24 protein-coding genes are annotated in these 26,321 nt (G+C 36.3%); 16 read left to right on the top strand and 8 right to left on the bottom strand.

Annotated features, from left to right (window positions below):
• Window positions 1-55: 55 nt before the first annotated feature.
• A complete protein-coding gene (locus BUB90_RS03240) occupies window positions 56-403 on the bottom strand; it encodes a helix-turn-helix domain-containing protein (RefSeq protein WP_002584859.1) in 348 nt (115 codons plus the stop codon).
• A gap of 515 nt (window positions 404-918) precedes the next feature.
• On the opposite strand from BUB90_RS03240, the gene BUB90_RS03235 reads away from it, so the two are divergent.
• The 4 genes from BUB90_RS03235 (at window position 919) to BUB90_RS03215 (ending at window position 4,095) form a co-directional block, all read left to right on the top strand.
• Window positions 919-1,359, top strand: coding sequence for an RNA polymerase sigma factor (locus BUB90_RS03235; protein WP_002584860.1), 441 nt, complete (start codon window positions 919-921; stop codon window positions 1,357-1,359).
• Window positions 1,343-1,591, top strand: coding sequence for a helix-turn-helix domain-containing protein (locus BUB90_RS03230; RefSeq protein ID WP_002584861.1), 249 nt, complete (start codon window positions 1,343-1,345; stop codon window positions 1,589-1,591). Before BUB90_RS03235 ends, BUB90_RS03230 begins: the two co-directional genes overlap by 17 nt.
• A gap of 460 nt (window positions 1,592-2,051) precedes the next feature.
• On the top strand, window positions 2,052-2,201 hold the full coding sequence (locus BUB90_RS03220) for an SHOCT domain-containing protein (RefSeq protein WP_002584862.1): 150 nt from the start codon (window positions 2,052-2,054) through the stop codon (window positions 2,199-2,201).
• 67 nt (window positions 2,202-2,268) lie between these two features.
• On the top strand, window positions 2,269-4,095 hold the full coding sequence (locus tag BUB90_RS03215; RefSeq protein WP_073282769.1) for a recombinase family protein: 1,827 nt from the start codon (window positions 2,269-2,271) through the stop codon (window positions 4,093-4,095).
• Window positions 4,096-4,267: 172 nt separating this feature from the next.
• On the opposite strand, the gene BUB90_RS03205 is transcribed toward BUB90_RS03215, so the two are convergent.
• The 3 genes from BUB90_RS03205 to BUB90_RS03195 form a co-directional block, all read right to left on the bottom strand.
• A complete protein-coding gene (locus tag BUB90_RS03205; RefSeq protein WP_073282766.1) occupies window positions 4,268-4,714 on the bottom strand; it encodes a GNAT family N-acetyltransferase in 447 nt (148 codons plus the stop codon).
• 124 nt (window positions 4,715-4,838) lie between these two features.
• Complete coding sequence (locus tag BUB90_RS03200) at window positions 4,839-5,111, bottom strand: CD3324 family protein (protein ID WP_073282763.1); 273 nt, start codon at window positions 5,109-5,111, stop codon at window positions 4,839-4,841.
• A 378-nt stretch (window positions 5,112-5,489) separates the two neighbouring features.
• Window positions 5,490-6,314: a MerR family transcriptional regulator gene (locus BUB90_RS03195; RefSeq protein ID WP_073282760.1), complete on the bottom strand. Its 825-nt coding sequence runs from the start codon at window positions 6,312-6,314 to the stop codon at window positions 5,490-5,492.
• A 193-nt stretch (window positions 6,315-6,507) separates the two neighbouring features.
• Here BUB90_RS03195 and BUB90_RS03190 point away from each other — a divergent pair, with 193 nt between their 5' ends.
• Window positions 6,508-8,235 (top strand): ABC transporter ATP-binding protein, encoded by a 1,728-nt coding sequence (locus BUB90_RS03190; protein ID WP_073282756.1) that lies wholly within the window; start codon window positions 6,508-6,510, stop codon window positions 8,233-8,235.
• Complete coding sequence (locus BUB90_RS03185; protein WP_073282753.1) at window positions 8,232-9,986, top strand: ABC transporter ATP-binding protein; 1,755 nt, start codon at window positions 8,232-8,234, stop codon at window positions 9,984-9,986. The genes BUB90_RS03190 and BUB90_RS03185 overlap by 4 nt, the downstream gene beginning before the upstream one ends.
• 217 nt (window positions 9,987-10,203) lie before the next feature.
• Here the strand turns inward: BUB90_RS03185 and BUB90_RS03180 are convergent, their stop codons facing one another.
• The 3 genes from BUB90_RS03180 to BUB90_RS03170 all read right to left on the bottom strand — a co-directional run bounded on the left by BUB90_RS03180 (window position 10,204) and on the right by BUB90_RS03170 (window position 12,795).
• Complete coding sequence (locus tag BUB90_RS03180; RefSeq protein ID WP_073282750.1) at window positions 10,204-11,238, bottom strand: serine hydrolase domain-containing protein; 1,035 nt, start codon at window positions 11,236-11,238, stop codon at window positions 10,204-10,206.
• A 131-nt stretch (window positions 11,239-11,369) separates the two neighbouring features.
• Window positions 11,370-12,215, bottom strand: coding sequence for a CPBP family intramembrane glutamic endopeptidase (locus BUB90_RS03175; RefSeq protein ID WP_073282747.1), 846 nt, complete (start codon window positions 12,213-12,215; stop codon window positions 11,370-11,372).
• A gap of 4 nt (window positions 12,216-12,219) precedes the next feature.
• Window positions 12,220-12,795 carry a TetR/AcrR family transcriptional regulator gene (locus tag BUB90_RS03170; RefSeq protein ID WP_073282743.1) on the bottom strand — a complete coding sequence of 192 codons (576 nt, stop codon included), beginning with the start codon at window positions 12,793-12,795 and terminating at the stop codon, window positions 12,220-12,222.
• A gap of 207 nt (window positions 12,796-13,002) precedes the next feature.
• On the opposite strand from BUB90_RS03170, the gene BUB90_RS03165 reads away from it, so the two are divergent.
• Together BUB90_RS03165 and BUB90_RS03160 are read left to right on the top strand one after the other, a co-directional pair.
• A complete protein-coding gene (locus BUB90_RS03165; RefSeq protein WP_073282738.1) occupies window positions 13,003-13,785 on the top strand; it encodes an AAC(3) family N-acetyltransferase in 783 nt (260 codons plus the stop codon).
• Window positions 13,786-14,184: 399 nt separating this feature from the next.
• Window positions 14,185-14,808, top strand: coding sequence for a deoxynucleoside kinase (locus BUB90_RS03160; RefSeq protein WP_207650236.1), 624 nt, complete (start codon window positions 14,185-14,187; stop codon window positions 14,806-14,808).
• Window positions 14,809-15,000: 192 nt separating this feature from the next.
• On the opposite strand, the gene BUB90_RS03155 is transcribed toward BUB90_RS03160, so the two are convergent.
• On the bottom strand, window positions 15,001-15,864 hold the full coding sequence (locus BUB90_RS03155) for an alpha/beta fold hydrolase (protein ID WP_330393734.1): 864 nt from the start codon (window positions 15,862-15,864) through the stop codon (window positions 15,001-15,003).
• Window positions 15,865-16,217: 353 nt separating this feature from the next.
• On the opposite strand from BUB90_RS03155, the gene BUB90_RS23040 reads away from it, so the two are divergent.
• The 8 genes from BUB90_RS23040 to BUB90_RS03110 all read left to right on the top strand — a co-directional run bounded on the left by BUB90_RS23040 (window position 16,218) and on the right by BUB90_RS03110 (window position 26,310).
• On the top strand, window positions 16,218-18,065 hold the full coding sequence (locus BUB90_RS23040; RefSeq protein WP_084139060.1) for a collagen-binding domain-containing protein: 1,848 nt from the start codon (window positions 16,218-16,220) through the stop codon (window positions 18,063-18,065).
• A 552-nt stretch (window positions 18,066-18,617) separates the two neighbouring features.
• Entirely contained in the window at window positions 18,618-20,981 is a 2,364-nt protein-coding gene (locus BUB90_RS03140; RefSeq protein ID WP_073282729.1) for an ABC transporter ATP-binding protein/permease, read from the top strand.
• A 346-nt stretch (window positions 20,982-21,327) separates the two neighbouring features.
• A complete protein-coding gene (locus BUB90_RS03135; RefSeq protein ID WP_073282725.1) occupies window positions 21,328-22,998 on the top strand; it encodes a 2-oxoacid:acceptor oxidoreductase subunit alpha in 1,671 nt (556 codons plus the stop codon).
• Between the two features lies 1 nt (window position 22,999).
• Complete coding sequence (locus BUB90_RS03130) at window positions 23,000-23,845, top strand: thiamine pyrophosphate-dependent enzyme (protein ID WP_073282722.1); 846 nt, start codon at window positions 23,000-23,002, stop codon at window positions 23,843-23,845.
• A gap of 99 nt (window positions 23,846-23,944) precedes the next feature.
• Window positions 23,945-24,499: a rubrerythrin family protein gene (locus BUB90_RS03125; protein ID WP_073282719.1), complete on the top strand. Its 555-nt coding sequence runs from the start codon at window positions 23,945-23,947 to the stop codon at window positions 24,497-24,499.
• A 260-nt stretch (window positions 24,500-24,759) separates the two neighbouring features.
• Entirely contained in the window at window positions 24,760-25,266 is a 507-nt protein-coding gene (locus tag BUB90_RS03120) for a helix-turn-helix domain-containing protein (protein WP_073282716.1), read from the top strand.
• Window positions 25,253-25,615, top strand: a complete 363-nt coding sequence (locus BUB90_RS03115) for a DUF4180 domain-containing protein (protein WP_170865431.1) — start codon at window positions 25,253-25,255, stop codon at window positions 25,613-25,615. Before BUB90_RS03120 ends, BUB90_RS03115 begins: the two co-directional genes overlap by 14 nt.
• Window positions 25,616-25,695: 80 nt before the next feature.
• Entirely contained in the window at window positions 25,696-26,310 is a 615-nt protein-coding gene (locus BUB90_RS03110; protein ID WP_073282713.1) for an NUDIX hydrolase, read from the top strand.
• Window positions 26,311-26,321 lie beyond the last annotated feature (11 nt).

Below are 26,321 nucleotides of genomic sequence, written 5' to 3'. Positions count from 1 at the left end.
GGCGGCTAAGGGTAGCCGCCCTTGTTTTAGAAAAGAGATAGGAGAGGGAGTGGATTTACTTTGAAAAATTTTTATATGTCCGAAGATAGGCTTCCACAATAGCGAGAATTGTTGTAATCTGTTCTTCTGTACATTGTGACAGATAAACCAACAGCCGCTGGTAGTCGAGGTTGTCTGCCGGGACAGTTGGATAAAAAAACGGATCGGCGGAAATATGTAAGGCTCGTATGAGCTGCCCTAGCTTTTCAAGGCTTGGCACGTTTCCATGATTTTCGATTTCCTTGATATAGCGTGAGGAAACGCCGGATTTTTCTGCCAGTTCTTCATAGGTCAGTTTTTGTTCAGTCCTAGCCTGTTTCAGACGAAATCCCATTTCCTTGTCAATTTTCTTTTTTCTTGCCATATATGCACCTCCATGTATAGTGTATATTGCACATTTTACTTTTGAAATGTACTAATAATTCACTTTATAAGAGGGGCATAATGCACACAACGAAATAGAATAACTTTGGATATTGCATATAAAAAAACGCAGTATCCAGAGGTTTTTTGCGTGGATTTTATCCTTTGGGTACGTTTAGGGGAATTTATGTGTTCTGAACGGTCTGAGGGATATTTTTTTGACTTCGGGAACCTATCCGGCTATTGGCGTGGGAAGGTTCTTTTATAAGGTGCTTTACTGGAAGTGAAGCAGAATATACCTTAGAGAGTGAACTATACGCACTCGTAGCTTGTGGAGAAAACAGAATAACAGATATGAATAGCGTCCAACGGGCATCAGCCTGTCAGGGCGTTTTTTATATACATAAAATTTTTACTCCCACCCGAACATCAGCCTACCGCCATTTGGCAGATACAACGGAAAGGGAAAAGGCGTATGCCTTTGTCACGTCACAACGGGGGAGGAGGTGAACTCGTATGAAGAAACCTTCTTGCCATGATGAACTGACAATCAGGCATCGCTTTGACCGCCTGTGCCAGATGTCGCTGAAAGGTGAAGCGATTAACTATTACCGGCACATGGATTACCGCAGGGAGCATGAAGCCATGTTTTCTGAACTGTCTGAAAAGGAGCTGAACCAGTTGTTTGTTATGGATGAGTATGGAGTGGAAAACAGTCATTTTACAGTACATGGATATGACATTGAAGTGAAAGACACCCTGATTGCGGAAGCATTGCAGGCACTTTCAGAACGGAAGCGGAATGTAATACTGCTTTCATATTTTCTGGAAATGAGCGATGCGGATATAGCAAGGGAAATGAACCTTGTACGCAGTACGATCCACGAACACCGGACACGCTCCCTTGAGATTTTAAGAAAGATTATGGAGGAAAAAGCAGATGAAAAAGAGATGTAAGAATAGCGAAGAAAAGAATTTACTGCCTTTCCATATCATAAAGGCAGCATCAGAAGGCGATGTAATGGCAATCAACACAGTCCTGAAGCATTATGAGGGATACATAATTACCCTGTCCACCCGGAAAATGTATGACGAGGGAGGACGGCTGCATTTTTGTGTTGATGAAACGCTGCGCCGGAGGCTTGAAACAAAGCTGATTACGAAGATACTGGCGTTTGAAGCGGTATAAGGGGCGGCTATCTGCCCTTTTCCATAGCTGATTATCAGCGGTGTACCTTGAAAATTGAATATTGTATTGCATACAGGACGTGAGGATATGCAGAGCCACTAAGCAGATGCGCCATGACGTACCTGCCTTGTCTTATGACGGGGTGAACGTGAGGAAATGTTGAAACAGTACATTGAAGCAAAGGTAAGGAGCGAGTGAGATCGGGCAAAATATGTAGCAGTTACATGGGGCGATGAAGCATATCTGTAATAATGATACTTCCGGATTGCAGAGCAGTCTGCAATCCGGTCAATAAAATGACGGTGCAAGACCGATGTGGGCAGTGTAATGAGCTGCCACCTGTATTGCAGTTTTTATCTGCTAATAAATGGGGAGAAGCGTATTCTGCCTATTTATTAGCAGATAAGGCTGTGCAAGGAAATAGGAGGATATTTGGAAATTTACGAAAGGATGATTGCTTATGGAAGGAAAGAAGATATTAAGATATAGCATTCAATTATCTATGCTAAAACAACTATTAAATCTGAAGCTAATAAATGAGTTGGAGTATGAGCAGATTCAAAAAAAGCTAATGCGGGATTATGGGATAGTGTCCAACATTACAGCTTGACTTATGAACTGTATTGCATTATAATAAAAGCGAACACTACGATAGGAACACAAAAAAGGAGGAAGATATGGAAGTAGAAATTATAAAGGCAAACAATCCATTCGATGAATCTTCCAAAGTCCGAAAAGTAGACCGCTTGAGAGTTGCAGCATATTGTCGTGTCAGTACGGATGATGAGGATCAGATTAAAAGTTATAATTCGATGGTCAAGCATTATACCGAATTGATACAAAATAATGAGCAGTGGGTATTTGCGGGCGTATATGCGGATAAAGCGATTACAGGAACGAAAGTTGATAAAAGAGAAGATTTCCAGCGTCTGATTCAAGACTGTATGGATGGTAAGATTGATATGGTTATTGCCAAGAGCTTACCTCGATTTGCAAGAAATACATTGGATACCTTGAAATATGTCAGGATGTTAAAAGAAAGAAAAATCGCAGTTTATTTTGAGGTTGAAAAGATAAATACATTGAAAGATGGCGAATTTTTAATGACAATTTTAAGCTCTGTTGCACAGCAGGAGGTAGAGAATACCTCGGCATATGTAAAAAAGGGATTAAAAATGAAAATGAAGCGTGGAGAATTGGTCGGATTTCAGGGGTGTTTAGGATATGATTACGATGTTGCAACAAAATCAATTTCCATAAATGAAGAAGGTGCAGAAGTTGTAAGGTATATATTTGACAGGTATGTTGCTGGTGCGGGAAGCTCAATGATTGCCAGAGAATTAAATGAACAGGGGATTACAACGATAAGAGGTAATAGTTGGACATCTTCCAGTGTAATGGGAATTATCAATAACGAGAAATATAAAGGCGATATACTATTAGGAAAAACGTTTACCGTTGATCCGATTTCAAAAAGAAGATTAGAAAATCTTGGAGAAGAAGATAGGTTTTATATCAAAGACCACCATGAACCCATTATTTCAGCCGAAACTTTTGCTAGGGCGCAAGAGATTCGAGAGCGGAGAAATGGAGGAAGGAAGTCGGTTACTCCGGGGAAACGAGAGAAATATAGCAGACAATATGCATTTAGCTGTCTGTTGGAATGTGGGTTTTGTGGAGCAAATTTATCAAGGCGAAGATGGCATAGCAGTTCTAAATATAAAAAGACGATTTGGCAATGCGTTAAATCTACAAAGGACGGAAAAAGATTCTGTCCGGATAGCAAGGGAATACCGGAACAAGTAATAGAGGAAGCATTTATCGAATCGTATAAAATGCTGTGTGCAGATAACAAGGATGTACTGGAAGAATTTATTTCCAGAGTAGAAAAGACTTTGAGTGAGGATTCCATAAGAGATAAACTCATAAAGCTACAAAAGAGTGCAGATAATCTTCAAGCTAAAAGAAAAAGATTGTTGGAAAATTATCTCGAAGGAATTGTTGCACAAGATATTTACGAAGAAACAGATGTAGGTTATGAGAGGAAATTATCAGATATAAAAGCCAATTTAAAGATTTTAGAGCAACAAATGGATGATGAATTTTCTTTAAAGCAGCGAGTGGCAGATTTTAAAAAGGCATTATCAAAAAATGGTGTATTGGAGGAATTTGACAGAGGAATATTTGAGAGCATAATTGAAAAAGTCATAGTCGGTGGCTATGATGAAGATGGAAACAAAGATCCCTATAAAATCACTTTCATATATAAAACAGGGTTTAAAAATGAAATTGGAAAGGCAAAAGAGCGTTTCGACAAGTCTAAGAGTGTGAGCGATAAAGCCAAAGAATTGTGTTCCCATATCGTAGACGAGGTAAAAGGTGTGTGTTCCTATGTTAGTGACAACACATGTGGAGACGTGCGTACTTTTGTCCCACAAAAATTCGTAAACATCTCCACCGTCTTTGTACACTGGAAAATTGAACAATATGGACTTCAGAGGTAATTCAGCCTCGTCACATGGAAAAATCTCTATTTCTTTGATTAGCAAAGAAATTAGAGATTTTTTCTCTTCATCGCTGATTTTATTAAAGACCTTATCAAAGTTTGCTAACAGGGTGTAGATATTCTCCAAGGTAATAGCATCCTGCTCCACAGCTTGCGGCGTAAGTTCCCTTTTATAAATTCCTCTTCAAGTAAATCATATCGATTAGCTGTTGTCCATCTTCATACATAGGGTGGTCGTAATTATCTATAAAGAAGTTTTTAACAACGTGTGATTTTACAAATCCACACCTTTCGTAGAAACGAAGTGTCATAGGGCTATCACCTGTTCCAACATATAACTCACTACCAGACTTCTTGTAGTAATCAACAATAAATGCGATTAGCTTTTGTCCATATCCTTTCCGTTGATATTTAGGAACGGTAACAATATTTTTGAGTTCATATATACCTGCTTGCTCTTGCGTAGTAACGCAAATTGTTCTAACATCACCATCATACAGAGCAAACATATCACCACGAAACAAGTATCTTTCTATCATACTTATCTGCTCATCTGCAATAAGCAGCAAATCCATAAACTTTGTTTTGTCGTTATCATTGATTTTCACAATTTTCATTTCCAGTTTCCTTTCCGTTTCTCTATTATCTCTGCAAATCCATTATACCATTTTCAATTTCAAGTAGGGGAACATACATTATTATAAAAAATAGATGTGCCACCTTTTAAAGAGGCACATCTACTCATAAAATTTGAATATTTCGTATAATGCGTTGAATACTTTTGGGGGTTAAAAAGTATTTTTCTGACAGTTCAATAATAGTCGTACCGTTTTTGTAGCTATTGTATATTTCGAGGTTCCTTTCCTTAAAATAGACTCTCGTATCTGTCTTTTCTCCCCACGTACATCTTTTTGATTTTATTTTTGGAATGTATATAACTTGCCCGTCAACATATTCTTGTATTTCTTTAATTAAAGCTTCGGGCAAAATTTCCAAAGCATGAACATAGCCCATTGTGCCCTCCTAAGAAATTATTCTTTAGGATAGCAAAGGCTATTGTTATTCCATTTTAGTGATATGCAATAGCCCTTGCTATGCACAATGTTTCCTGCTTTTCCTTATGGTTCATCCCCCCAATCTTTTATAGTATATCCATAAAACATTTCATTTTCAAGTAACTTTTGTGGACACCTATGCTCTATTGCAATCAAAGCTATGATGTGTAAAATTGTATCTCTATAAATTCAGTCAATTTATCTCATTAAGTAAAATGTCTGTTTCATATATATTACAGTCTTCACGAAATCAAACAAATCTCAGGGGGTAGTGTATTAACTATATGAGATTGGCCATAAGTGGCCTTCTTTTTCTGCCTCTGTTTATTTAAGGTTTCTATGGTTCACCCTCAATTTCGACCAATATTAATGTAACATATTCATCTCTGTTTTTTGTACCTATCTCGAATATTAGATATTCCTCATAAGCATTCATCCCAAGTTTTATTTGATGTTCTTTTGCGTACTGTATAATCTTTGTATATATTTCACTGATATTGTGATAACTTCCTTTATAATAAACTTGAAGATACCAACCTTCTTTTCGTATCAGAGTATTGTTTTTTTTATCAGCAGAGTTAGTTTTCGTATATAGATAAGAAAAGCTGTCGAATCTTTTTTCGAGGATATTATTAACGGTAAGTGATGCTCCTAGGAAATCAATCATGCTTGCATTACTATTATTACGGAACGCGATCAGTTCTGTTACAAAAGTAGAGTAAGAATTGTCATTATCCATTAAAGTACTACGTATAGCTTTCATGTCTTTATGATAAGCTGGTCCAATGATGTTGTATTTTACAGATATGGCATTTTCCGTTAAATCCTTAAGAGAATCTATCTCACATTTCGTGTTCTCTAATTTTATTATTTCCTTAGTCACTTCGTTAGATTTTTGTTCCAGTAAATCTACCAATTTTGCAGGGTTTCTTTCATCCATATAATTTTTAATTTCTTTTAATGGCATTCCTAGCTTTTTTAGTGCAGAGATAATAGAAAAAGTATCGAGCTGTCGGAAGGAATAATAACGGTAGCCATTCTCTTTTATGATCTCTGGTTGAAAAAGCTTTATCTGATCGTAATGAAATAAAATATGCTTAGGGATTCCACAGATTTTTGCAAATTGTCCTGTTGTTAAATATTCATTTTTATTTTCAAGCATATATTACCTCGATTCTATGCTATATTTTTATGGATTGCATTTTCTATTGCCGTACTTCAGTAAAATTTTATTATTTTTTTTCTTCTTGACTATAAGATAACCTTATAGTTTATAATAGTCAAACAGCCTTTTCCTGTCAAGGAATGTGGCTGAATTATTTATGTTCTTATTCAGTAAGATAAAGGAGTCGTTTATGAAATTAATGTTAAAATATCTGAAAAGATATCCGAAACTAATTCTGTTAAACATTATAGGAATCTTTAGTTTTGTAGCGGTACAGCTTGGAATTCCCACGGTCATGGCATGGATGATCGATAACGGAATAGGTAATGGTGATATAGCTTATATTAAGAAGATGGGAGTAATCATGTTGTTTGTCTGTATCCTTGGAGGTGCAGGTACCATTTTATTAACTTTCGCTTCATCAAGAATTTCAACCTATATGATTCGTGACATTAGGAATGATGTTTTTACTCAGTCACAGAAATTCTCCCACACAGAATATAATAAATTTGGTGTATCTTCAATGATTACAAGAACAACCAATGATGCATTTCAGTTAATGTTGTTCTCCAATCTGTTATTTAGAACTGCACTTTTAGCGCCGGTAATGATTTTCATTAGTGTTTTTATGACTATCAGAACTAGTATTAATCTCTCTTTGGTTATCGGAGGAAGCTTACCGTTTATAGTAGTGGGTACTATTATCATTGCTAAATTAACCAATCCCCTTTCCGAGAAGCAGCAAAAAGGCATGGACCAGTTGAACCTGATTTCAAGAGAAAATCTAACAGGGGTCCGTGTAATCAGAGCCTTTCGAAAAAGTGAATATGAAGCAGAACGTTTTGCAGAAACCAATGATAATTATGCTACTAATTCGAAGAATTTATATAAAATTATGTCATTTACACAGCCAGCCTTTTTCTTCTTGTTGCATCTTGCAATGATGGCAGTGTTTTGGATATCAAGTGTAATGATTGATAAAGGTACCTTACAAGTTGGACAGTTAGTTGCATTCTTAGAGTATCAGTTTCATGCAATGTTCTCTATTATGCTATTTTCCATGGTATTTGTAATGTATCCAAGAGCCCAGGTATCTGCAAACCGTATTCAGGAATTACTAGATGAGGAACCATCAGTGAAAGATCCTACAGAGGGTATTACAGCTGAAAATAAAGGCATGGTAGAATTTGACCATGTTACCTTCCAGTATCCGGATGGCGAACTCCCCGTTTTAAAGGATGTATCTTTTACTGCGAACAAAGGGGAAACTGTAGCATTTATCGGTAGTACAGGCAGCGGAAAGAGTACATTAATTAATTTAATTCCAAGATTTTATGATGTGACAGAGGGTTCTATCAAAATTGATGGTGTAGATACACGTAGCTATGACTTAAAGGTACTCCGTCAAAAAATTGGCTTTATCCCTCAAAAAGCATTTTTATTTAAAGGAACCATAGAAGAAAATCTTAAATTCGGTAATCCGAATGCTACACCGGAAGAAATAGATCATGCAATTGAGGTAGCACAGGCAAAGGAGTTTATTCAGAATAAGCCGAATAAATTACAGGAATATATAAGTGAAGGTGCAAAAAATGTATCGGGAGGTCAAAAACAGCGAATTTCCATTGCAAGAGCATTGGTCAGAAAACCTGAAATCTACATCTTTGATGACAGTTTTTCTGCCCTTGACTTTAAAACAGATGCTACTTTACGTGCTGCACTTAAGGAAGAAACAAAAGAATCCGTTGTATTTATTGTTGCACAAAGAATTAGTACAATCATGAATGCGGACAAAATAATAGTACTAAATGAGGGTGAAGTGGTTGGCATGGGAACTCATAAAGAATTATTAAAGTCATGCAATATATATTATGAAATTGCAGATTCACAATTAACAAAGGAGGAACTAGAGCGATGAGAAAACTATATCCATATATAAAACCATATTTAAAATTCTTTATAGTGGCTATTCTCCTTACGATGGGATACTCCGGCTTCTTATCAGCAGCACCAATGGTGGAAGGTTTAATAACAACAAGACTAAAAGATGATGTGGTAGATATCGTGAATAAAGTTCCTGGGGCTTCCATCAGTTTTTCCTATGTTATTAAAATCTTAAAACTGTTACTTGCTATTTATATCGGAAATATACTTTGCAACTATGGATCACAATACTTTTTAACAAATGGCATTCAAAACACAATGCGTGATTTAAGAAATGATGTACAAAAAAAGATTGCAAAACTGCCAATCAGCTATTTTGATAAACGTACAGTCGGAGATATTCTCAGTATAATCTCAAATGATATAGACACCATGTCAAATGCGCTGCAGCAAAGTTTATCAAGGATATTGAGTGCTTTCTTATCCATTATTTTAGCAATAGTACTAATGTTTTATATTAATCCGATTATGGGTGCTGTTGCAGTTTTACTGATACCGGGAAGCGCTTTGATTATGAAATTTATTATGAAACGATCTTCCGCTATGTTTGAAAGGCAACAGGTTGCACTTGGTAACTTAAATGGGTACATTCAAGAGAGATACACCGGGTTAACCGAAATTAAACTATACGGAAAGCAAGAGGATTCCATAGAACAGTTTAAAGAGATTAATAATGATCTTTGTGAAAACGGATTTAAAGCGCAGTTTATATCAGGGTTAATGTCACCGTTAATTTCCTTAATTACTTATATAGCGATTGTAGTTGTTTGCATATTAGGTGCTACATTTGCAATTACAGGTGCCATAACGGTTGGACAGCTGCAGGCATTTATCCGCTATATGTGGCAGTTAAATGAGCCACTAGAGCAGGTGACACAATTGTCCGCCTCTATCCAATCTGCCATGGCAGCAGCTAGAAGAGTATTTGAATTTCTATCAGAAACAGAAGAAGTGCCGGAAGCTTACAATCCGGTAAAAATAGACAACGTAGAAGGAAATGTTACCTTTGAAGATGTATCTTTTGGTTATAATAAAGATAAAATGCTCATCGAACATCTAAATATTAACGTGAAAAGCGGGCAAATGGTAGCAATTGTCGGACCGACGGGCGCTGGAAAAACCACGCTTATCAATCTTTTAATGCGTTTTTACGACGTAAATAAAGGTGCAATCAAAGTTGATGGTGTCAATATTAAAGATATGAAACGGGATGATCTTCGTTCAATCTTTGGTATGGTGTTACAGGATACCTGGTTATATAACGGAACGATTGCCGGGAATATAAAATATGGGAAAGAAGATGCAACAAGGCAAGAGATTGAGAATGCAGCAAAAACAGCAAATGTAAATCATTTTATCAAAACACAGCCGGATGGCTACAATATGCTTTTAAATGAAGAATCCTCAAACGTATCAGTCGGTGAAAAGCAGCTTTTAACAATAGCAAGAGCATTCTTGGCAGATCCGGCTATTTTAATCCTTGATGAGGCGACAAGTTCAGTTGATACCAGACTTGAGTTAATGCTTCAGACAGCGATGAAAAATATAATGAAGGGCAGAACAAGTTTTGTTATTGCGCACCGTCTTTCAACCATTAGAAATGCGGATTTAATCCTTGTTATGAAGGACGGAACGATTATCGAACAGGGAACCCATGATGAATTAATGGCAAGCAAGGGATTTTATGAAAAGTTGTACATGAGTCAGTTCCAAAATCAGGCTTAAATATTTTACAGCAGCAACATGTCTCACTCGATGCCTTTGATAAAATAAGAATATGTCATAAGATTCACAAGTGTAAAAATAGACCATCAACAATTTCATGGTTTAAAAGTCGAAAGACCGTTTTTTTCAACATCTTTGAGCTCTATGTCAAATGTTAGGGGTGATTCGTTGAATCACCCCTAACACTTGACATAGAGCTTTTTTGGGTTCTAATCTTTTAGTTTGCGCCTAATGCAAGCCTCATTGCCAATCGAACGCACATACCTGGATCTGCATATTGAGCTACGTCACCAACTAGATATAAATCTTTTTCTGGATAGTAAAACGCAAAGGTTCCTGACATACCTACATGACCGATTATTGAGCCCTTGTCTTTGAAACCTGTTACAATTCCGTTTAATTTAATTTGCATATGCCCGCAACCGTAGTGGATTCCACCCATTGTAATTTGTAGTGGCTTATACAATTGGTTTTGCTCAAGAATTGTTTTATCAAATAACTTTCCGCCAAAAAATCCTTTAAGAAATACCATCATTTCACGTGCTGTGGAAACCCCACCACCACAAGCTGGAATACTCAAAATAAGGTTATTACGAAATATCTTTTTATCTTTATAAAAGCTATGTGGGATAAACTCTTTTTCACTTGTTGGTAGATATGTATTCTTCAAACCCAATGGTTCAAAGATATATTTTTGATAAGAATCTTTCAATGTCTCATTCGTCACTTTTTCAATAATTTTACCAAGCATTTCAAAATTAAGGTCGCTATAATAGGCTCTATTTTTCGTATTAGGCCCAAAGTGCGGCTTTAGTTGTTTTGCGATGGCTATATACTCATCAAAAGATACTGAGATGTCCTCATGGACAGTTCGCTTATTTAGGTTGTTTTTACCTTCTCCAAACACGTCGGGCAAACCACTTGTTTGAAATAGTAAATCAGATATGGTTAATTTAAAGGAATAGTCTTTTCCTTTATAGATATGTAATCCTTTTAATGTATCGCTATCAAAATATTTCGTTATCTTATCTTCAAGCGAAAGTTTTGCTTGATCTTGCAGGGCAAGAATACAAGTGGTCGTGAAAAGCTTTGAAACACTCGCCATTATGATTGGAGTATCTAAGTCTTTCCCACCATAGCCCTTATTCCATGAAAAATTCCCATTGCTACTCTCAATATAGGTAATACACTCATGAGCTTTTGCGGAAGTCATTGATTTATCAAATATTCTTTCAAAGTTCTTAATTGTCATATTTTCTTACCTTTCTTGATACTAATTCCACTTAAATAATCAATAATTATTTAGAAAAAGCTTTGATTTCTGCGGTTTTTTGAAAATACTATACGATAATCTGTTGATACGCCTTTGTGGTTACAATTGTTTTACATTACTAATGTGGATGTTTCTACTTGCTGCGATTTTCTCGTTCTTCTTAAAACAAAACCTACCAATAAGAAAAGGAGAGCAGGGATAATTCCTACTATTGGCGATATTAATATTTCCTTGCCATTTGCTACATAGATAAAATCATTTAAAATAAGTGGATTTATGATTGCATCCTCCATAGAGTGTAAAAGTACACATGGCCATATAGACCTCGTTGCTAAATACAACTCTGTAAACATAATTGACCAACATATCATAATCGCAAAAGAAATTAGGACGAACCCAAATCTACTTACATTGATAATTTGCTGAATGTCCTCAATTGGCAAAAACACCATGTAATATGGAATATGCCAAGATGCCCAGATACCGCCTACCAATAGATATAGTTGCCAGTCTTTGATGTTAAAATGCATTAATTTTTCTGTTAAGTAGCCTCTCCAGACAGATTCTTCAAAGAAATTTTTAAAGAGATTAAAGAGAAACATTCCAGCAAAAACCTTTATAAATTCAGTTCCTTTAAAATTAGATAAATCAATCCATCCGAAAGCGTAACCAACAAAGCAGACGATTACCATAACGATTGGAAATATGCAGATAGATGATATATAGTACCGAACATTTCCTTTTACATTTAATTTAAATCCTGTTTCTTTCCAACCATCTTTAGCAAAGATTCTTAATAAAATCGTTGCAAGTAAGGGTAAAACTAACCAAACGGTCATCCCAAGTGTTTCTCGCTGTGTTGGCCCACCGATTATGTGATCTACTAATACTCCGATCCAGCCTGATAACACTACTACTACTACAAATATTGACGTATTTATAATATGTCTATTCATTGTACTATCTTCCTAGCCTCCTGTTTTTCATCCCATTTACTATATCTTCGCCAGTATCACTTAACATTTCTATAATTTTTTCATCAGTCAATTTTAAAGCAAACGATTCATTTGTCGCCATTATGGATAGACCTGCTTGAAATACTTGCATTTTCATTAAAAGTGTTTTTAGTTCTTCTTCTGAAAACTCTTTCAGATCTTCATCTTTTTTCATTTCTTGAATGATGTTATTGCCCAGTTGTTCATCGTAGTTATCTAAGTAGCCATTGTTTTTTAGAATTAGGTCTTTAAAAATTACGCTATAATCTTTAGCAAACTTAACGCTAGCTATTCCTATGTTTAAGAATACATCACCGGTATTTTGCTCTTGTAGTATAGAATTACCAATCTCGTATATTTTTGAAATCACTGCTTCTTTTAATTCTTCTACATCTTTAAAATTCACATAAATTGGTGCAATAGAACTGCCCAAATTATCAGCTATTTTTCTTATTGTAATGCTGTCTATTCCCTCTTCTTTTGCAATCTCAAATGCAGTCTCTATTATTTGTTCTTTTGTAAATTTATTTTTTGGTGGCAATTTAATCTAATCCTTTCATAAATTATTCGATATATATCGTGTGATATATATCATAGTATATGATTTGGTTTTAATTGTCAAGTAGTAATTTGTTATTGTTATAATTCAAATCGGAGTAAATACTGCATTCCCTTGTATTGCCCCTCTTTTAATAGTACAATAGTATTGTTGTTGATAATGTCATTCCGGAAGGAGAAGGGACTGCATATGTATACGAAAAACACTTTAATCAAAGATATTGAACAATCAGGAATTAGAAAAACAGGAACTTTGCTCATCCATTCTTCAATGAAAGCGATTGGAGAGGTAGAAGGCAGAGGTGATACGGTTCTAGATGCCTTTATCGAATATATGAAAGAGGGGCTATTGTTATTTCCAACTCATTCATGGTCTGATAAAAATCTACAAGACGGTATCTATGACCCCAAGACAGAACCTTCTTGTGTTGGAATACTGCCCAACCTTTTTATGAAAAGAGCAGATGCTATTCGCTCCATGCATCCTACCCATTCAGTAACAGCCATAGGGAGCATGGCGCAAGCCTATGTTCAGCGTGACAGCAATGTTCTGCGAAACGGTGATGTTCTTACACCTTGTCCACGAGACGGTTGCTTTGGAGGACTATACGACGAGGAAGCACAATTGCTATTCTTGGGTGCCACACTTAAGACCAATACATATATTCACAGTATTGAAGAATGGCTGAATATTCCTGACCGTATTAACCCTCAATCAAGGAAGATCAAACTATTGTCCGAAGATGGGGAGGCTAGTGAAATAGATTTACATGGTCATTACTTCAGCCGTGGGAATGTGTCAAAGAACTATGACAAGCTGCTTATTCCGATGCTACATATGGGGATTGCTAAGGAAGTAAAAATCGGAGATGCTGTTTCTTATGTGGTCGAAGTGAAGCCAATGACAGACTGGGTCATAGGGCTATTGAAGGAAAACCCATCTTTATTTGATGATGATCAGCCAATTGAATAGCTATAATAATAAGCATAAGCAGGAACTGGACAAAGGACGGTTCCTGCTTGTAATATTTATAAGAGTTGCCAACAATCCTTTTGTACCTGATTATAGAAAGTAAAATTTCCTGGACTCCAGCCAATTCTTGCATTAGGAACATGTTCCCCTTTTAATTGTGAAGAGAAAATTATACGTACATTCAATCAATACGTGTAAAACTGAATCACAGTGGAAGAAATTGCTAGATAGAAAATACAATATAATGTTGAAAACTATTGACGTTATACAATATATTGTATATATTAAATAAAATAATAAATATTACAACGTAATTGGTAAGAAGCGCATTTGTATTGAATAGATGTTATTAAATGAAGAAACCTAAGGAGGATGTTTGTGTATAAGGAGTTTTTTAATATGATTAAAAAAAATAAGCCCAATGAAACTATTGTTATAGATGCTGTTGTCGGTGCCGGAAAGACGTCATATATGGAGATGTTATCGGAAGAGATGAAGATACCTTGTTTCCAAGAGCCTGTACAGGAGAATCCTTTACTGGACAAGTTCTATTATGATAGAAAGAGATATGCCTTTCCGCTTCAGATATACTTTCTTAATCGAAGATTTGAGATGCTGAAACAGGCCTCAGAATCGGGAGAACCAAGCCTCATGGACCGGAGTATCTATGGTGATATGATATTTGCTAAAATGCTCTATGAAAAGGGGGATATGGAGAAGGATGAATTTATATTATATCGAGATCTTTTGACCAATATGCTAGATCATGTAGAGGCTCCTAAGCTTATGATTTATCTTAAAATTGATACTGACTCCGCAATAGAGCGCATTAAGAAAAGAGGCCGTGACTATGAGCAGATAGTTGAAAGAGATTACTGGGAGAACCTTAATAAAGAATACGAGGATTACTTCTCAAATTATAATCTTTCACCACTTCTAGTTATTGAGGCTGCAAAGTATGATATTGTGGGAAATTTGAAGGACAGAGAGAAGGTACTTCAAATAATTCGCGAGGCGATGTGAGGACCACACCAATTTGATTTTTAACGTTGCCTTTCCGACAGAACATTTATCATAGAACCAGAAAAAAGCAAGACTTTTTGCCAAGAAGAAGGTCTTGCTTTTTTGAATCAGTGGGGTGTTACGGAGAAGTTTACATGGAACAAAAGAAGAAGTTGATCATTTATGATATGCGTGAAGATACTATTAAAAAAGTCATCCTACAAATTGCGTCAACTCCCTATTAAATTTGTCCATCTCATCATAGAATAATCCGTGTCCACTATTCTCAAATGTTATCAGTTTTGAGTTTCTAATTCCCTGATTCTGTACAACGCCCAATTGATACGGAACAACTTGGTCATGAATACCATGCATAATTAACGTTGGAACATGTATCTTTGGCAGATCACTAAACAATTCTTCTGTAATCCAGTCTTTAGAAATAGCAATCGTTGCATAGCTAGCTGCCTGTAATCCCATTTGGAAGAGCCAATCGGAAAATGGCGGTGACACTTGCTTATAGAAAAATATTCTACCGAAGTTTTCTAACATATTAGGACGGTCATCATAAGCGCCCTGAATAAAAACTTTTTCAATATCCTCTTTATTCTGCCCGTAAGGAAAGTTTGGACGCTTTATAAGGCTGGGTGCGGCGGCAGCGCAAAGCACAAGCTTTGAGACTCCAAAACCGTTATGGCGCGCCATATACCGGATAGCAACAGCTCCGGCTGTAGAGTGTCCCAACAAGGTAACATTATTTAAATCCAATGTTTTAATAACCTCTAAAATATCATCTGCTAAGCTATCGTAACTGTAGCCACTCCATGGTTTATCTGAGTTACCAAAACCTCTCGTATCAATGCCTATACAACGATATCCCATATGTGGCAGAATATTATATTGATATTCAAATAATCGGTAATTGGCTGGCCAGCCGTGAAGAAATATAATTGTTTTATTACCGGATGGATTAATATCGTTCACATATACCCTAACACCTGGTTCTACCATAATCATGAATTCCATTATAAAGCCCTCACTTATTATATTTTTTGAGTCAACTGTTAAACAGCTCAATCTATTGTGGTTCGTCTGGCAGCTAAGTTTTTAGTATACCTCAGATAAATAGATTGATATAAACTATTTTATGCACTGAAAATATGGTTATGAAATCTATATCAATTTAAATTTCATATTGGCTTTATGAAGTCAAGCGTAATGGCAGAAATGGATTTAAAATAATAAAGTTCGTAAATTACAGATATATCATTGGATAAAGTGTTCGTTATATCCTGTATGGTGAAAAATAAACTAATATTATCATAAAATTTACTCCGATTGCATAGAAACTTGCACAGAACCATTTCAAGTAGAATAAACTGAACTAAGAATAAAACTTGTTGCAATGCAAGCGATTTAAAGGAGTTTATATGGATAATATCAGTTTTAGTGATGAAGCCATGAAAAGTGCTGGATTACCTTATGATGATATAAACTGGTATAATATTGAAGGTCAGCCTTTTGGTGCTGCCTCCGGATTTAATGTTATTGTATTTAATGATGCTAATAACATTATAGATATTGAAGGTCCGGTGGCTATAGGTGGAAATTTCTACAGCCCAAGGGGTCTGAGTGTTGGTTTTGGTAGAGTAAGAGGTTACAGAAAAATTGATTACTCACCGAATTTAGTACGCTTTTTAGTTGGAGGTAATGTATCAATGGGCGGCCCTTTGGTTGTTATCGGCCATGTAGTTGCCGGCGGTGGATTCCGTGCAGATAGGGGAAGCACTTATCTGATCGGAAAAGATGGTATGACTAATGGAATACAACAACTAAAATTTTTGTATCAGGCCAATGGAGGTAGCAAATATTGGACGCCAACAGATAAAGGTGATCACTATGTGGTTCCAAGTTATGATGTACCAAGATATATACCAGCAGGAAGGGTAGGTGCAAACATACCAAAATTCTTTAATGATGCCAGAGAGGGCATTGGATACTATAAAAATTGTATAGAAGCTTTAAATCCAAATGGAAGAGTGGTGGATAATAATTACGAATGGATTTTAAGGGGTAATGACCCTGAACAGAATGTATTTCTTATTGATGTAAGACCAAACGGTTTGATCAACAAAGGAATACGTGCGGAAGTTCCAGAAGGAAGTAGAGTTATTGTAAGGCTAAGGACGGGAGCAAATGCTCATCTGCAATACGGCGTTTATGGGGAAAGAAGTAAAGCAGCTCAGACCTTGTATGTGTTTGAGGATGCAACTAATATTTACATGGAAAAATCTTCTGATATCTGGGGAAGCATATTGGCACCACAAGCCATGTTCCATGCACACTCCACAGGTGGCCATGTAAGCGGTAACGCTGCTCTAGGATCTTTTGCTGTTAATGCTGCAAGCGGCTTCGAATTTCATTATTTCCCATTTGTTGGAGGAGTGAATTGTCAAGCTATAGCACCATCCCCAGAGGTTCCAGCTCCAGAGGTTCCAGCCCCAGAGGTTCCGGCCCCAGAAGTACCTGAATGCCCGACTTGCCCTACACCGACACCTTGTCCAACACCGACACCTTGTCCTACACCGACACCTTGCCCTACACCAACACCTTGTCCTACACCGACACCTTGTCCTACGCCACCACCTTGTCCTACGCCGACACCTTGTCCGACACCGGAACCATGCCCAACGTGTCCTACACCAGTACCTTGTCCAACCCCAGAACCATGCCCGGTTTGCCCTACACCAACACCTTGTCCAACCCCAGAACCATGCCCGGTTTGCCCAACGTGTCCAGAACCTAGACCTTGTCCAACACCGGAACCATGCCCAGTTTGTCCAGTTTGCCCAACGTGTCCAGAACCAATACCTTGTCCTATGCCAGAACCATGCCCGGTTTGCCCAACTTGCCCAGTTTGTCCAACATGTCCAGTTTGCCCAACGTGTCCGGAACCAGAACCATGCCCTATACCAGAACCATGTCCGGTTTGCCGGGAATGTCTGATTACACCTGGTATAATTAGAGGCTGTATTTGGGGCTGCCAATGCTGTATTGCCCATGAATGGGAGGTGGAATTATTCGAGAGAGTGGACGACATCAATACTTTTCTATTCTGTGTACAGATTAAAGGTTGTGGCTACTTTGAATTTGATGTTCCTTATGAAGGCTGTTATGTCTTAAAAGTAAGATCATCTGAAAACTGCTGCAAGACATATTGGTGTAAACCTATCATTGTTTTTGAAAATGTTGGCGTGTCCAATTTTATAGTTGATTAAGAGTATTTAGTTTGTTGTATTTAAATTTTTCAAGGCTGCTGTAAGCGAGCTACACTTTGCTTACAGCAGTCTTTTTATTATAATTGATAGTGATGCATGTCCATTTAAAGGAGTTTGTGATAAAATGTCAGTGGTGTAGTCAATAGTATTATACGACTACTGTTGTTTAGTAAATAATCGAGAAAGGATGACAGGATATGAGGAATAATTCTACAGGAATCTTTTTTGCAATCCTCAATTGATTACGAACTCGAGGAAAAAGACTTTATTTATTATTCTGAATAAATATACATATGGAAACACGCCCATTTTGGTGGCTTGTTTTTCTATGATACTTTAAAACACTAGGAACAGAATTGTAGTGTGACATGGTTAAAAACGGTAATTATTAAATTATCAGAACGATTCATTAAATAAATATAAATAACGTTGACAGATTAATCTATTGAGAATACTATATACGAAGTTATAAAACTTGATTCATGTGTTAATGCCTTATGACACTCGAGTCAAAACTTTTAAAAACAGACTAATAGTAAGCGGGAGGTAAATATGTTAGAACTAAAAAACATACGTAAGGTTTACCATGTGGGAGATATGGATACGATAGCCCTTGATGATATCAGCGTAGCGTTTAGGGAGAAGGAATTCGTAGCCATTCTAGGTACAAGTGGATCAGGAAAAACAACTTGCCTAAATATTATAGGTGGACTAGATAAATATGATTCTGGGGATCTGGTAATCAAAGGTAAGAAAACAAAAGACTTTAAAGATATCGAATGGGATTCATATAGAAATAACTCGGTTGGATTTATATTCCAAAGTTACAATCTTATTATGCATCTTAGTATTGTCGAAAATGTTGAACTTGGCATGACACTTAGTGGAGTATCGAAAGAGCAGAAACATAAAAGAGCAATCCAAGTGTTAGAGGAAGTCGGCCTTAAAGACCATCTGCACAAGAAACCGAATCAGCTATCAGGTGGCCAGATGCAAAGAGTTGCCATAGCAAGAGCACTTGCTAATGATCCAGAGATACTATTATGTGATGAACCAACAGGTGCACTTGATACTGCCACTAGTGTTCAGATAATGGATTTGATTAAGAAAGTTGCTGGAGACAGACTAGTAATTATGGTTACACATAACCCTGAGTTAGCAGAGCAGTACGCAGATAGAATTATTAGATTCAAAGATGGTAATATCATAGACGATACAAACCCTCATCAGGAAAGACCGAAAGAGGATCAGTTTAATCTTAAGAAGACTGCCATGAGATTTAAAACAGCATTTGGATTATCTCTTAATAACTTAAAGACTAAGAAGGGAAGAACATTTTTAACTTCATTTGCATCCAGTATAGGTATTATAGGTATCGCGGTTATCTTAAGTTTATCATCAGGATTTAAAGAACAGATATTACAATTTCAATCGGATGCGATGGCAGACATGCCGATTATTATCACGCAAAGCACGCAAGAGATAGACGAAGAAACGATGCACAAATTAGCAAATGATAGAATGGCAGTAGTGAAGGGGACAGCTGAGTTTGAAGATACTGACAAGGTATATTTATACGATCCATCTGAGAATACACAGATACATACCAATGTTTTCACAGATGAATTTATGGAGTATCTAGAATCAATTAATCCAGAAATCTGTGGTAGCTTAGGTTATACAAGACTTGTTAATCTTAATATGGTAAGAAACACAGATAAAGGAGTCGTGCCAGTTAGTATAGCAAGTGCGTCCTCTAACGATAATGGGATGTCATCAATGATGTCATCTGCTACAATGTCATTAGGACTCTCCTCATATCCCAAACAGTTAGCAGATAGCAGTAAATCGTATCTTGAAAAAACTTACGATGTATTGGCAGGAGAGTATCCAGCTAACGATAACGAAGTAGTTCTAGTAATCGATGAGAAGAACAGAATACCGCAAAATGTTATGGAAGCTTTAGGATTTGATACAAAAGATGTAGAAACGATAGACTTTGATGATATCGTTGGAACAGAGATGAAGATCATACCGAACAATGAGTATTATGTTAAGACGGATATGGGTAATTATATACCAGCTACAGATTATCAAACAATGTATGATTCAAAAGATGCGATAGACATAAAAATTGCAGCAGTTGTAAGACAAAAATCAAATGTTACCATTGGAGTGTTATCAACAGGTATTGCTTACAGCGACAATTTAGCAGGTAAGATAATCGAATTAAATGAAGAATCGGATATTGTTAAAGCACAAGAAGACAGTGATGTAAATGTTATGACAATGCAAAATTTTGATGATGCTACTGCAAAGTCACAATTTTTAGGGTATCTAGGAGGAACATCGATTCCTTATATGATTATGGTGTATCCAGAAACATTTGAGAACAAAGATCTTGTATTAGATTATCTTGATACCTATAACGAAGATAAGGATTCAGATGATGCAATTGTTTATACCGATATGGCAGGAACGATGTCGAATATGACAAGTGGTATTATGGATGCGATTACGATTGTATTAGTCGCTTTTGCAGCAATCTCATTAGTTGTAAGTTTAATTATGATATGCATTATTACTTATACATCAGTGCTAGAGAGAACGAAGGAAATTGGAGTATTAAGAGCACTTGGTGCGAGAAAGAAAGATATTACACGAGTATTCGATGCGGAAACCTTTATATTAGGTTTATTCTCAGGAATACTTGGTATTGTAATTGCATGGTTACTTACCTTCCCAATTAACTCTGTATTATACAACATGACAGATTTAGAGAATGTAGCAAAATTAAGACCAGAACATGCCGTATTACTTGTTGTAATTAGTACAATATTAACGGTTTTGGGGGGACATATCCCAGCCAGAATGGCATCTAAAAAAGATGCAGTAGAAGCATTAAGATCTGAATAGATATAAAGAATTACGAGAGTCATCTGTTTATAGAACGGGTGGCTCTTGTTTGTATTTATCGCTGATTCGTATATCGTTGTCATTGATGAGTGTTACCGTAACAGGACTTTAAGTTGCAAAGACGTTTAAAATGATGTTAGAGAAATAGTTGACATAAACAAGTAGATGTTTATATAGAATTAAATGGTATGGCTCAGTGGGATTTCAGCATGGTTAATGATTGCTAAATTAACTGTTATCTTATGTGTAAAAAGATAATAATCATATAAATTATCCGCATTGAAGGTTGATTTCAAGAAAAATGAGGAATATAATATAATAAACACATAATTAAGGAGGTGCTTTGATGTATAATATTTTAGTAGGAGGAGCAGCTGGGCAAGGAATAGATACTACAGCTGCAAACCTTGAGATGCTTTTAAAAAAAGCAGGATACTATGTATTTACAATGAGAGACTTTATGTCTCGAGTACGCGGTGGTCATAACTTTTCAATTATAAGATTTGGGAATGAACCAATCTTTTCACACAGTGCTAAGTTGGATGGCATTATAGCACTGGATGATGATACCGTAGAGATACATAATAAAGAGTTAAACAAGGATGGATTTATCCTTTGTGATACCAAATTAAAAACAGAAAATGAAAAAGCCATCAAATTAAACATGGATAGTATGGCAAAGGAGCTTGGCAATCCAAAAGTATCGGGAAGTATTGCAATTGGTGCAGTTTTAAAACTTTTCGGAATCGGATTAGGCCATGTGGATGAGACCATGAAGCATCTTGTAAAAGAAGCTTATTTGGAGATGAATGTAAAAGCCGTACGTATTGGCTATGAAAGTGTAGATACTAGATTCAGATTTCTTGAAGGTACAACTGGTGACTATATGATTTTATCTGGAAGTAAAGCGGTTGGCCTTGGTGCATTGGCAGCTGGGGTGAAATTTTATTCTGCTTATCCAATGTCACCATCTACAGCAGTAATGGAATTTTTAGCATCAAAAAGTGTTGAAGCTGGTATTGTTGTGGAGCAAGCAGAGGATGAAATTGCAGGAATTAATATGGCAATTGGAGCTTCCTTTGCAGGAGCTAGAGCAATGACTGGTACGTCTGGTGGAGGTTTTTGTTTGAAGGTAGAAGCTCTAGGGTTATCAGGAATCGCAGAGATACCATTAGTTGTTATCGATGTTCAGCGCCCGGGTCCAGCAACCGGACTTCCAACTAGAACAGAGCAAAGTGATTTGAAATTTGTTATCTCTGCTGCTCAAGGTGAATTCCCAAGAATGGTAATAGCGCTTCGTAATCATACAGATGCATTTTATCAAACGATTCGAGCATTTGATCTTGCGGAACGATATCAGATACCAGTAATAGTATTAAGTGATCAATATTTAGGAGACTCCACGGCTACGGTGGAACCATATGATCTCAGTGATATTCAAGTTGCTGAACCATGCGGGGAGGAGTACAAAGAAGGGGAATATTTACGATATAGGATTACTGAGGATGGTATCTCACCAAGATTAATTCCAGGAAAAACAAAGAATCTTGTTTCCGCAGATAGTGATGAGCATGATGAACGAGGTTTCATAATCGAATCATCAGAAGAACGAATCCAGATGATGGATAAACGTATGCGAAAGCTTGATAAGTTAATGGAAGAATTACAAGAACCAGAATTTATTGGTGAAGAATCCTTTGATACCTTATTGGTTGGCTGGGGTTCTACCTATGGTCCAATTAGAGAGGCAGTAGGGGTACTGAATGAGAAAGAGCCAGGTAAGTACGGAGCTTTGATTTTTGGAGATGTATTCCCATTACCAAAAAAATTATTAATTGAGAAAGCAACTCAAGCTAAACAGTTGATTAATATAGAGCAAAATGCAACTGGTCAGCTAGGGGGATTGATTAGAGAGCAAACGGGAATTGTTTTTGATAGAAGTATTTTAAAATACGATGGACGTCAGATATCTGGAGAGGAAATCGTGGAAAGAATACAACAAGGAGGTGTTAGGTAATATGGGAGATTTTCAAACCTTTCAAACAGCGTGGTGCCCTGGATGTGGTAACTTTGGAATCTTATCAAGCTTAAAGTCAACCTTAGAAGAATTAGGAAAAGACCCACATGAAGTACTATTAGTTGGTGGAATTGGCCAGGCTGCAAAGACACCTCAATATCTTAGTGGAAATAGCTTCTGCGGTTTACATGGTAGGTCACTTCCAGCAGCGGCAGCCGCAAAGATTGCTAATGAAAAGCTAACAGTGATTGTTAATACTGGCGATGGCGATTCATATGGTGAAGGCGGTAATCATTTTTTACATAATATACGTAGAAACGTTGATATAACACATTTTATACATGATAATCAGATATATGGATTAACGAAAGGGCAGGCCTCTCCTACGACTGCAGAAGGTCAGATTACTGGTGTTCAAGTTACTGGTAGTATAAATTCACCTCTTAATCCAATATTGTTGGCAATTGCAGCAGGGGCTGGTTTCGTTGCCAGAGCATTTAGTGGAGATAGGGAGCATTTGAAACAAATTATGAAAGAAGCAATTTCATACAAGGGATATGCGATGGTTGATATCTTGCAACCATGTGTAACGTATAACAAGATCAATACTTTTGCTTATTATAAAAATAGAGTATATCAATTAGAAGCTGATTATGATCCTACAGATCGGGTGGAAGCTATGAAGAGAGCAATGGAGTTTGATGAAAAAATACCGATTGGTGTATTATACAAAGAAGAAAAAGAAGACTTTCATAAGAAGAATATTGTTTTAGCAGGAAAAGAGCCTCTACTAGATCAAAAGACAGATAGGAAGGTAATACAAAGTTTAATACAGGAATTTGTATAAAGAGTTTTTTGCGTAATATAGTTCTTGTTAAACCGGGGCTGTTATTGTTATAAAGTAATAGCCCTTGATTAAATAAAATTATATAGGAGGAATGAAACAATGGCAGTAAAAAATGCAATGACAAGTGAATTTTTACATTCAGCGTACGGTGGCGAAAGTATGGCGCATATGAGATACCTTACTTGGGCAACCATGGCAGAAAAGGAGGGTTTTCCTAATATTGCAAAGCTCTTTATTGCGATTGCTTATGCGGAACAAGTACATGCGAATAATCATTTCAATGTAATTGCTGGAGAAACTCAAGGTGCTACTGTAACAGCTGGTGCAGAGTTTGGTACTGGAAAGACTGTAGACAATCTACAAGGAGCAATTGATGGAGAACTTCATGAAGTAGAGCAGATGTATCCAGTTTATCTGAACACAGCTCAGTTTCAAGAAGAAAAAGGTGCTGAACGCTCCTTCCATTATGCCTTAGAGGCTGAAAAAATCCACGCAGACTTATTTAAGAAAGCTCAAGATTGTGCAAGAGAAGGGAAAGACATAGAATTGACCAATGTATATATCTGCCCGATTTGTGGACATACCATTCTTGATGAAGCTCCAGATAAATGCCCAGTCTGTGGTGTTAAGAAGGAAATGTATAAAGAGTTTTAGTATCAAGTTGGAAGACACAGAGAAAAGGCTAAGCGGTTATTGAATATGTAGAAAGAGTTATTTTATCAATTTGATGAAATGACTCTTTTTTTAGATGAATGTTTTGATACAAGCAATATGTGTACTCATAACAATCAAAAGTTGAAAAGGGAATAAAGTTCAATAAGACTCAACAAAATACATTAAAGTGCAATAAGGTATTGACATTAGTGAAATAAAACTATACTATAAGCATATCATCTGGAAAGAGGAAGCTTAAAATGGAGAATAAATTTTATACAATAGATCAGGTCGCAGAAGTTTTAGATATTCATCATAAAACAGTAAGAAAGTTCATAAAAGAAGGTAAGCTCAAAGCGAATAAGGTTGGGAAGCAATGGAGAATATCCCAGATAGATTTAGAAGTATTCACAGAAAACAAGAATTCGACGATAGAGAATGAAGTGCCTACCTTTGATGAAGAAGTAGAGTTTTCTAAAGCTAAGGATAAATTAGAAATGAATAATGAAATTAAAGTTTCCAGCGTCGTAGATTTAAAAAATATAAGTAAAGATACTTATTTTAGAGTATCCAATACTCTCTTAGCAATTATGAATTGTAAAGATGAAAGGCTACAGGGACAGACAATTAATATAAAATACAATGAAAATACCAATAGACTAAGAATTATTCTATGGGCAAATATTGATATGACAAAAGAATTCTTAGATGATATTGCAATGCTTGTAGAAGCTAATGAAATGGAGGGTCAGAATGATGAAATATAACGTTGTTAATAAAGAGGATAAAAGTTATATTATGTTTAACGAAATAGAATCAAAGATACATTCAGAAGCTGATATGTTAGATATCATATCAGCATGTTTTGAAAGTGGGATAAATTCAGTAATGATTGATGGTAGAATAATTGCAGATGAATTCTATGATTTGAAGACAAAGTTGTTTGGAATGTTTTTGCAGAAAATCATTAATTATAAGATAAAGGTAGTATTTATAATTAATGAAGAAAGAACAATGAACGACAGATTTAAAGAATTGGCTCTGGAATTGAATAAAGGAACTGATATTAGATTTTACAATAATGCAGAAGATGCACAAGAGTGGTTATTAAGATAGAAAGAATATTGTGTTTTCAGTGATATGAATGCCTGATATGAGATCTGGGCTTAATCAAAACCACAAAGGAGGCGATTGTTTTGAAGAAAGAACAATTTTTAATAAGGCAACCTGGAATCATTGGAGAAGAAGAATTCAGGCAGTATGCAGTTTTGGTTCCCATGATTGATATAGATGGAATAACGTATCTGTTGTTTGAAAAGAGATCCAGTAAATTAAGATACCAACCCGGAGAAATCTGCTTCCCAGGTGGAAAACATGAAACAGGCGAAACCTTGCAGGAGTGCTCTGTTCGTGAAACAGTAGAAGAACTACTAGTTACAAGGCAACAAATTGAGGTGTTAGGACCAGGAGATATCTATATTTCGCCTTTCAACCTAATGATACATTCCTATATCGGTATAATAAGAGAGTATCGGGATACATTTAGTACGGATGAGGTAGCTGAAGTGATTAAAGTACCATTAGACTTCTTTCGTAATAAGCAGCCTGAGAAGTTTGAGAGTAAATTAAATCATGAGCCTCCTAAGGATTTTCCTTATGAACGTATAACGGGAGGGGAAAATTATCCATGGGCAAAAGGTACGTATGAGATTTTATTTTACCATTATGAGAAATGGATTATCTGGGGAATGACAGCACAGATAGTAAAGTCAGCGGTGAACTTGATTGATGAGTATAATATTCGAATTTAATTATATTTATG

This window comes from Anaerosporobacter mobilis DSM 15930 (genome assembly GCF_900142955.1).
Taxonomy (GTDB): Bacteria; Bacillota; Clostridia; order Lachnospirales; family Lachnospiraceae; genus Anaerosporobacter; species Anaerosporobacter mobilis.
This window is presented reverse-complemented; position numbering and strand designations above follow the sequence as displayed.

Coding starts and splice junctions, on each gene's coding strand:
- BUB90_RS03220 (WP_002584862.1), top strand. CDS start 2,052: ATGGAAGGAAAGAAGATATTAAGATATAGCATTCAATTATCTATGCTA.
- BUB90_RS03180 (WP_073282750.1), bottom strand. CDS start 11,238: ATGACAATTAAGAACTTTGAAAGAATATTTGATAAATCAATGACTTCC.
- BUB90_RS03125 (WP_073282719.1), top strand. CDS start 23,945: ATGGCAGTAAAAAATGCAATGACAAGTGAATTTTTACATTCAGCGTAC.
- BUB90_RS03115 (WP_170865431.1), top strand. CDS start 25,253: ATGATGAAATATAACGTTGTTAATAAAGAGGATAAAAGTTATATTATG.
- BUB90_RS03195 (WP_073282760.1), bottom strand. CDS start 6,314: ATGCTTGAAAATAAAAATGAATATTTAACAACAGGACAATTTGCAAAA.
- BUB90_RS03130 (WP_073282722.1), top strand. CDS start 23,000: ATGGGAGATTTTCAAACCTTTCAAACAGCGTGGTGCCCTGGATGTGGT.
- BUB90_RS03215 (WP_073282769.1), top strand. CDS start 2,269: ATGGAAGTAGAAATTATAAAGGCAAACAATCCATTCGATGAATCTTCC.
- BUB90_RS23040 (WP_084139060.1), top strand. CDS start 16,218: ATGGATAATATCAGTTTTAGTGATGAAGCCATGAAAAGTGCTGGATTA.
- BUB90_RS03205 (WP_073282766.1), bottom strand. CDS start 4,714: ATGAAAATTGTGAAAATCAATGATAACGACAAAACAAAGTTTATGGAT.
- BUB90_RS03175 (WP_073282747.1), bottom strand. CDS start 12,215: ATGAATAGACATATTATAAATACGTCAATATTTGTAGTAGTAGTAGTG.
- BUB90_RS03160 (WP_207650236.1), top strand. CDS start 14,185: ATGATTAAAAAAAATAAGCCCAATGAAACTATTGTTATAGATGCTGTT.
- BUB90_RS03240 (WP_002584859.1), bottom strand. CDS start 403: ATGGCAAGAAAAAAGAAAATTGACAAGGAAATGGGATTTCGTCTGAAA.
- BUB90_RS03140 (WP_073282729.1), top strand. CDS start 18,618: ATGTTAGAACTAAAAAACATACGTAAGGTTTACCATGTGGGAGATATG.
- BUB90_RS03120 (WP_073282716.1), top strand. CDS start 24,760: ATGGAGAATAAATTTTATACAATAGATCAGGTCGCAGAAGTTTTAGAT.
- BUB90_RS03185 (WP_073282753.1), top strand. CDS start 8,232: ATGAGAAAACTATATCCATATATAAAACCATATTTAAAATTCTTTATA.
- BUB90_RS03200 (WP_073282763.1), bottom strand. CDS start 5,111: ATGGGCTATGTTCATGCTTTGGAAATTTTGCCCGAAGCTTTAATTAAA.
- BUB90_RS03135 (WP_073282725.1), top strand. CDS start 21,328: ATGTATAATATTTTAGTAGGAGGAGCAGCTGGGCAAGGAATAGATACT.
- BUB90_RS03235 (WP_002584860.1), top strand. CDS start 919: ATGAAGAAACCTTCTTGCCATGATGAACTGACAATCAGGCATCGCTTT.
- BUB90_RS03230 (WP_002584861.1), top strand. CDS start 1,343: ATGAAAAAGAGATGTAAGAATAGCGAAGAAAAGAATTTACTGCCTTTC.
- BUB90_RS03165 (WP_073282738.1), top strand. CDS start 13,003: ATGTATACGAAAAACACTTTAATCAAAGATATTGAACAATCAGGAATT.
- BUB90_RS03190 (WP_073282756.1), top strand. CDS start 6,508: ATGAAATTAATGTTAAAATATCTGAAAAGATATCCGAAACTAATTCTG.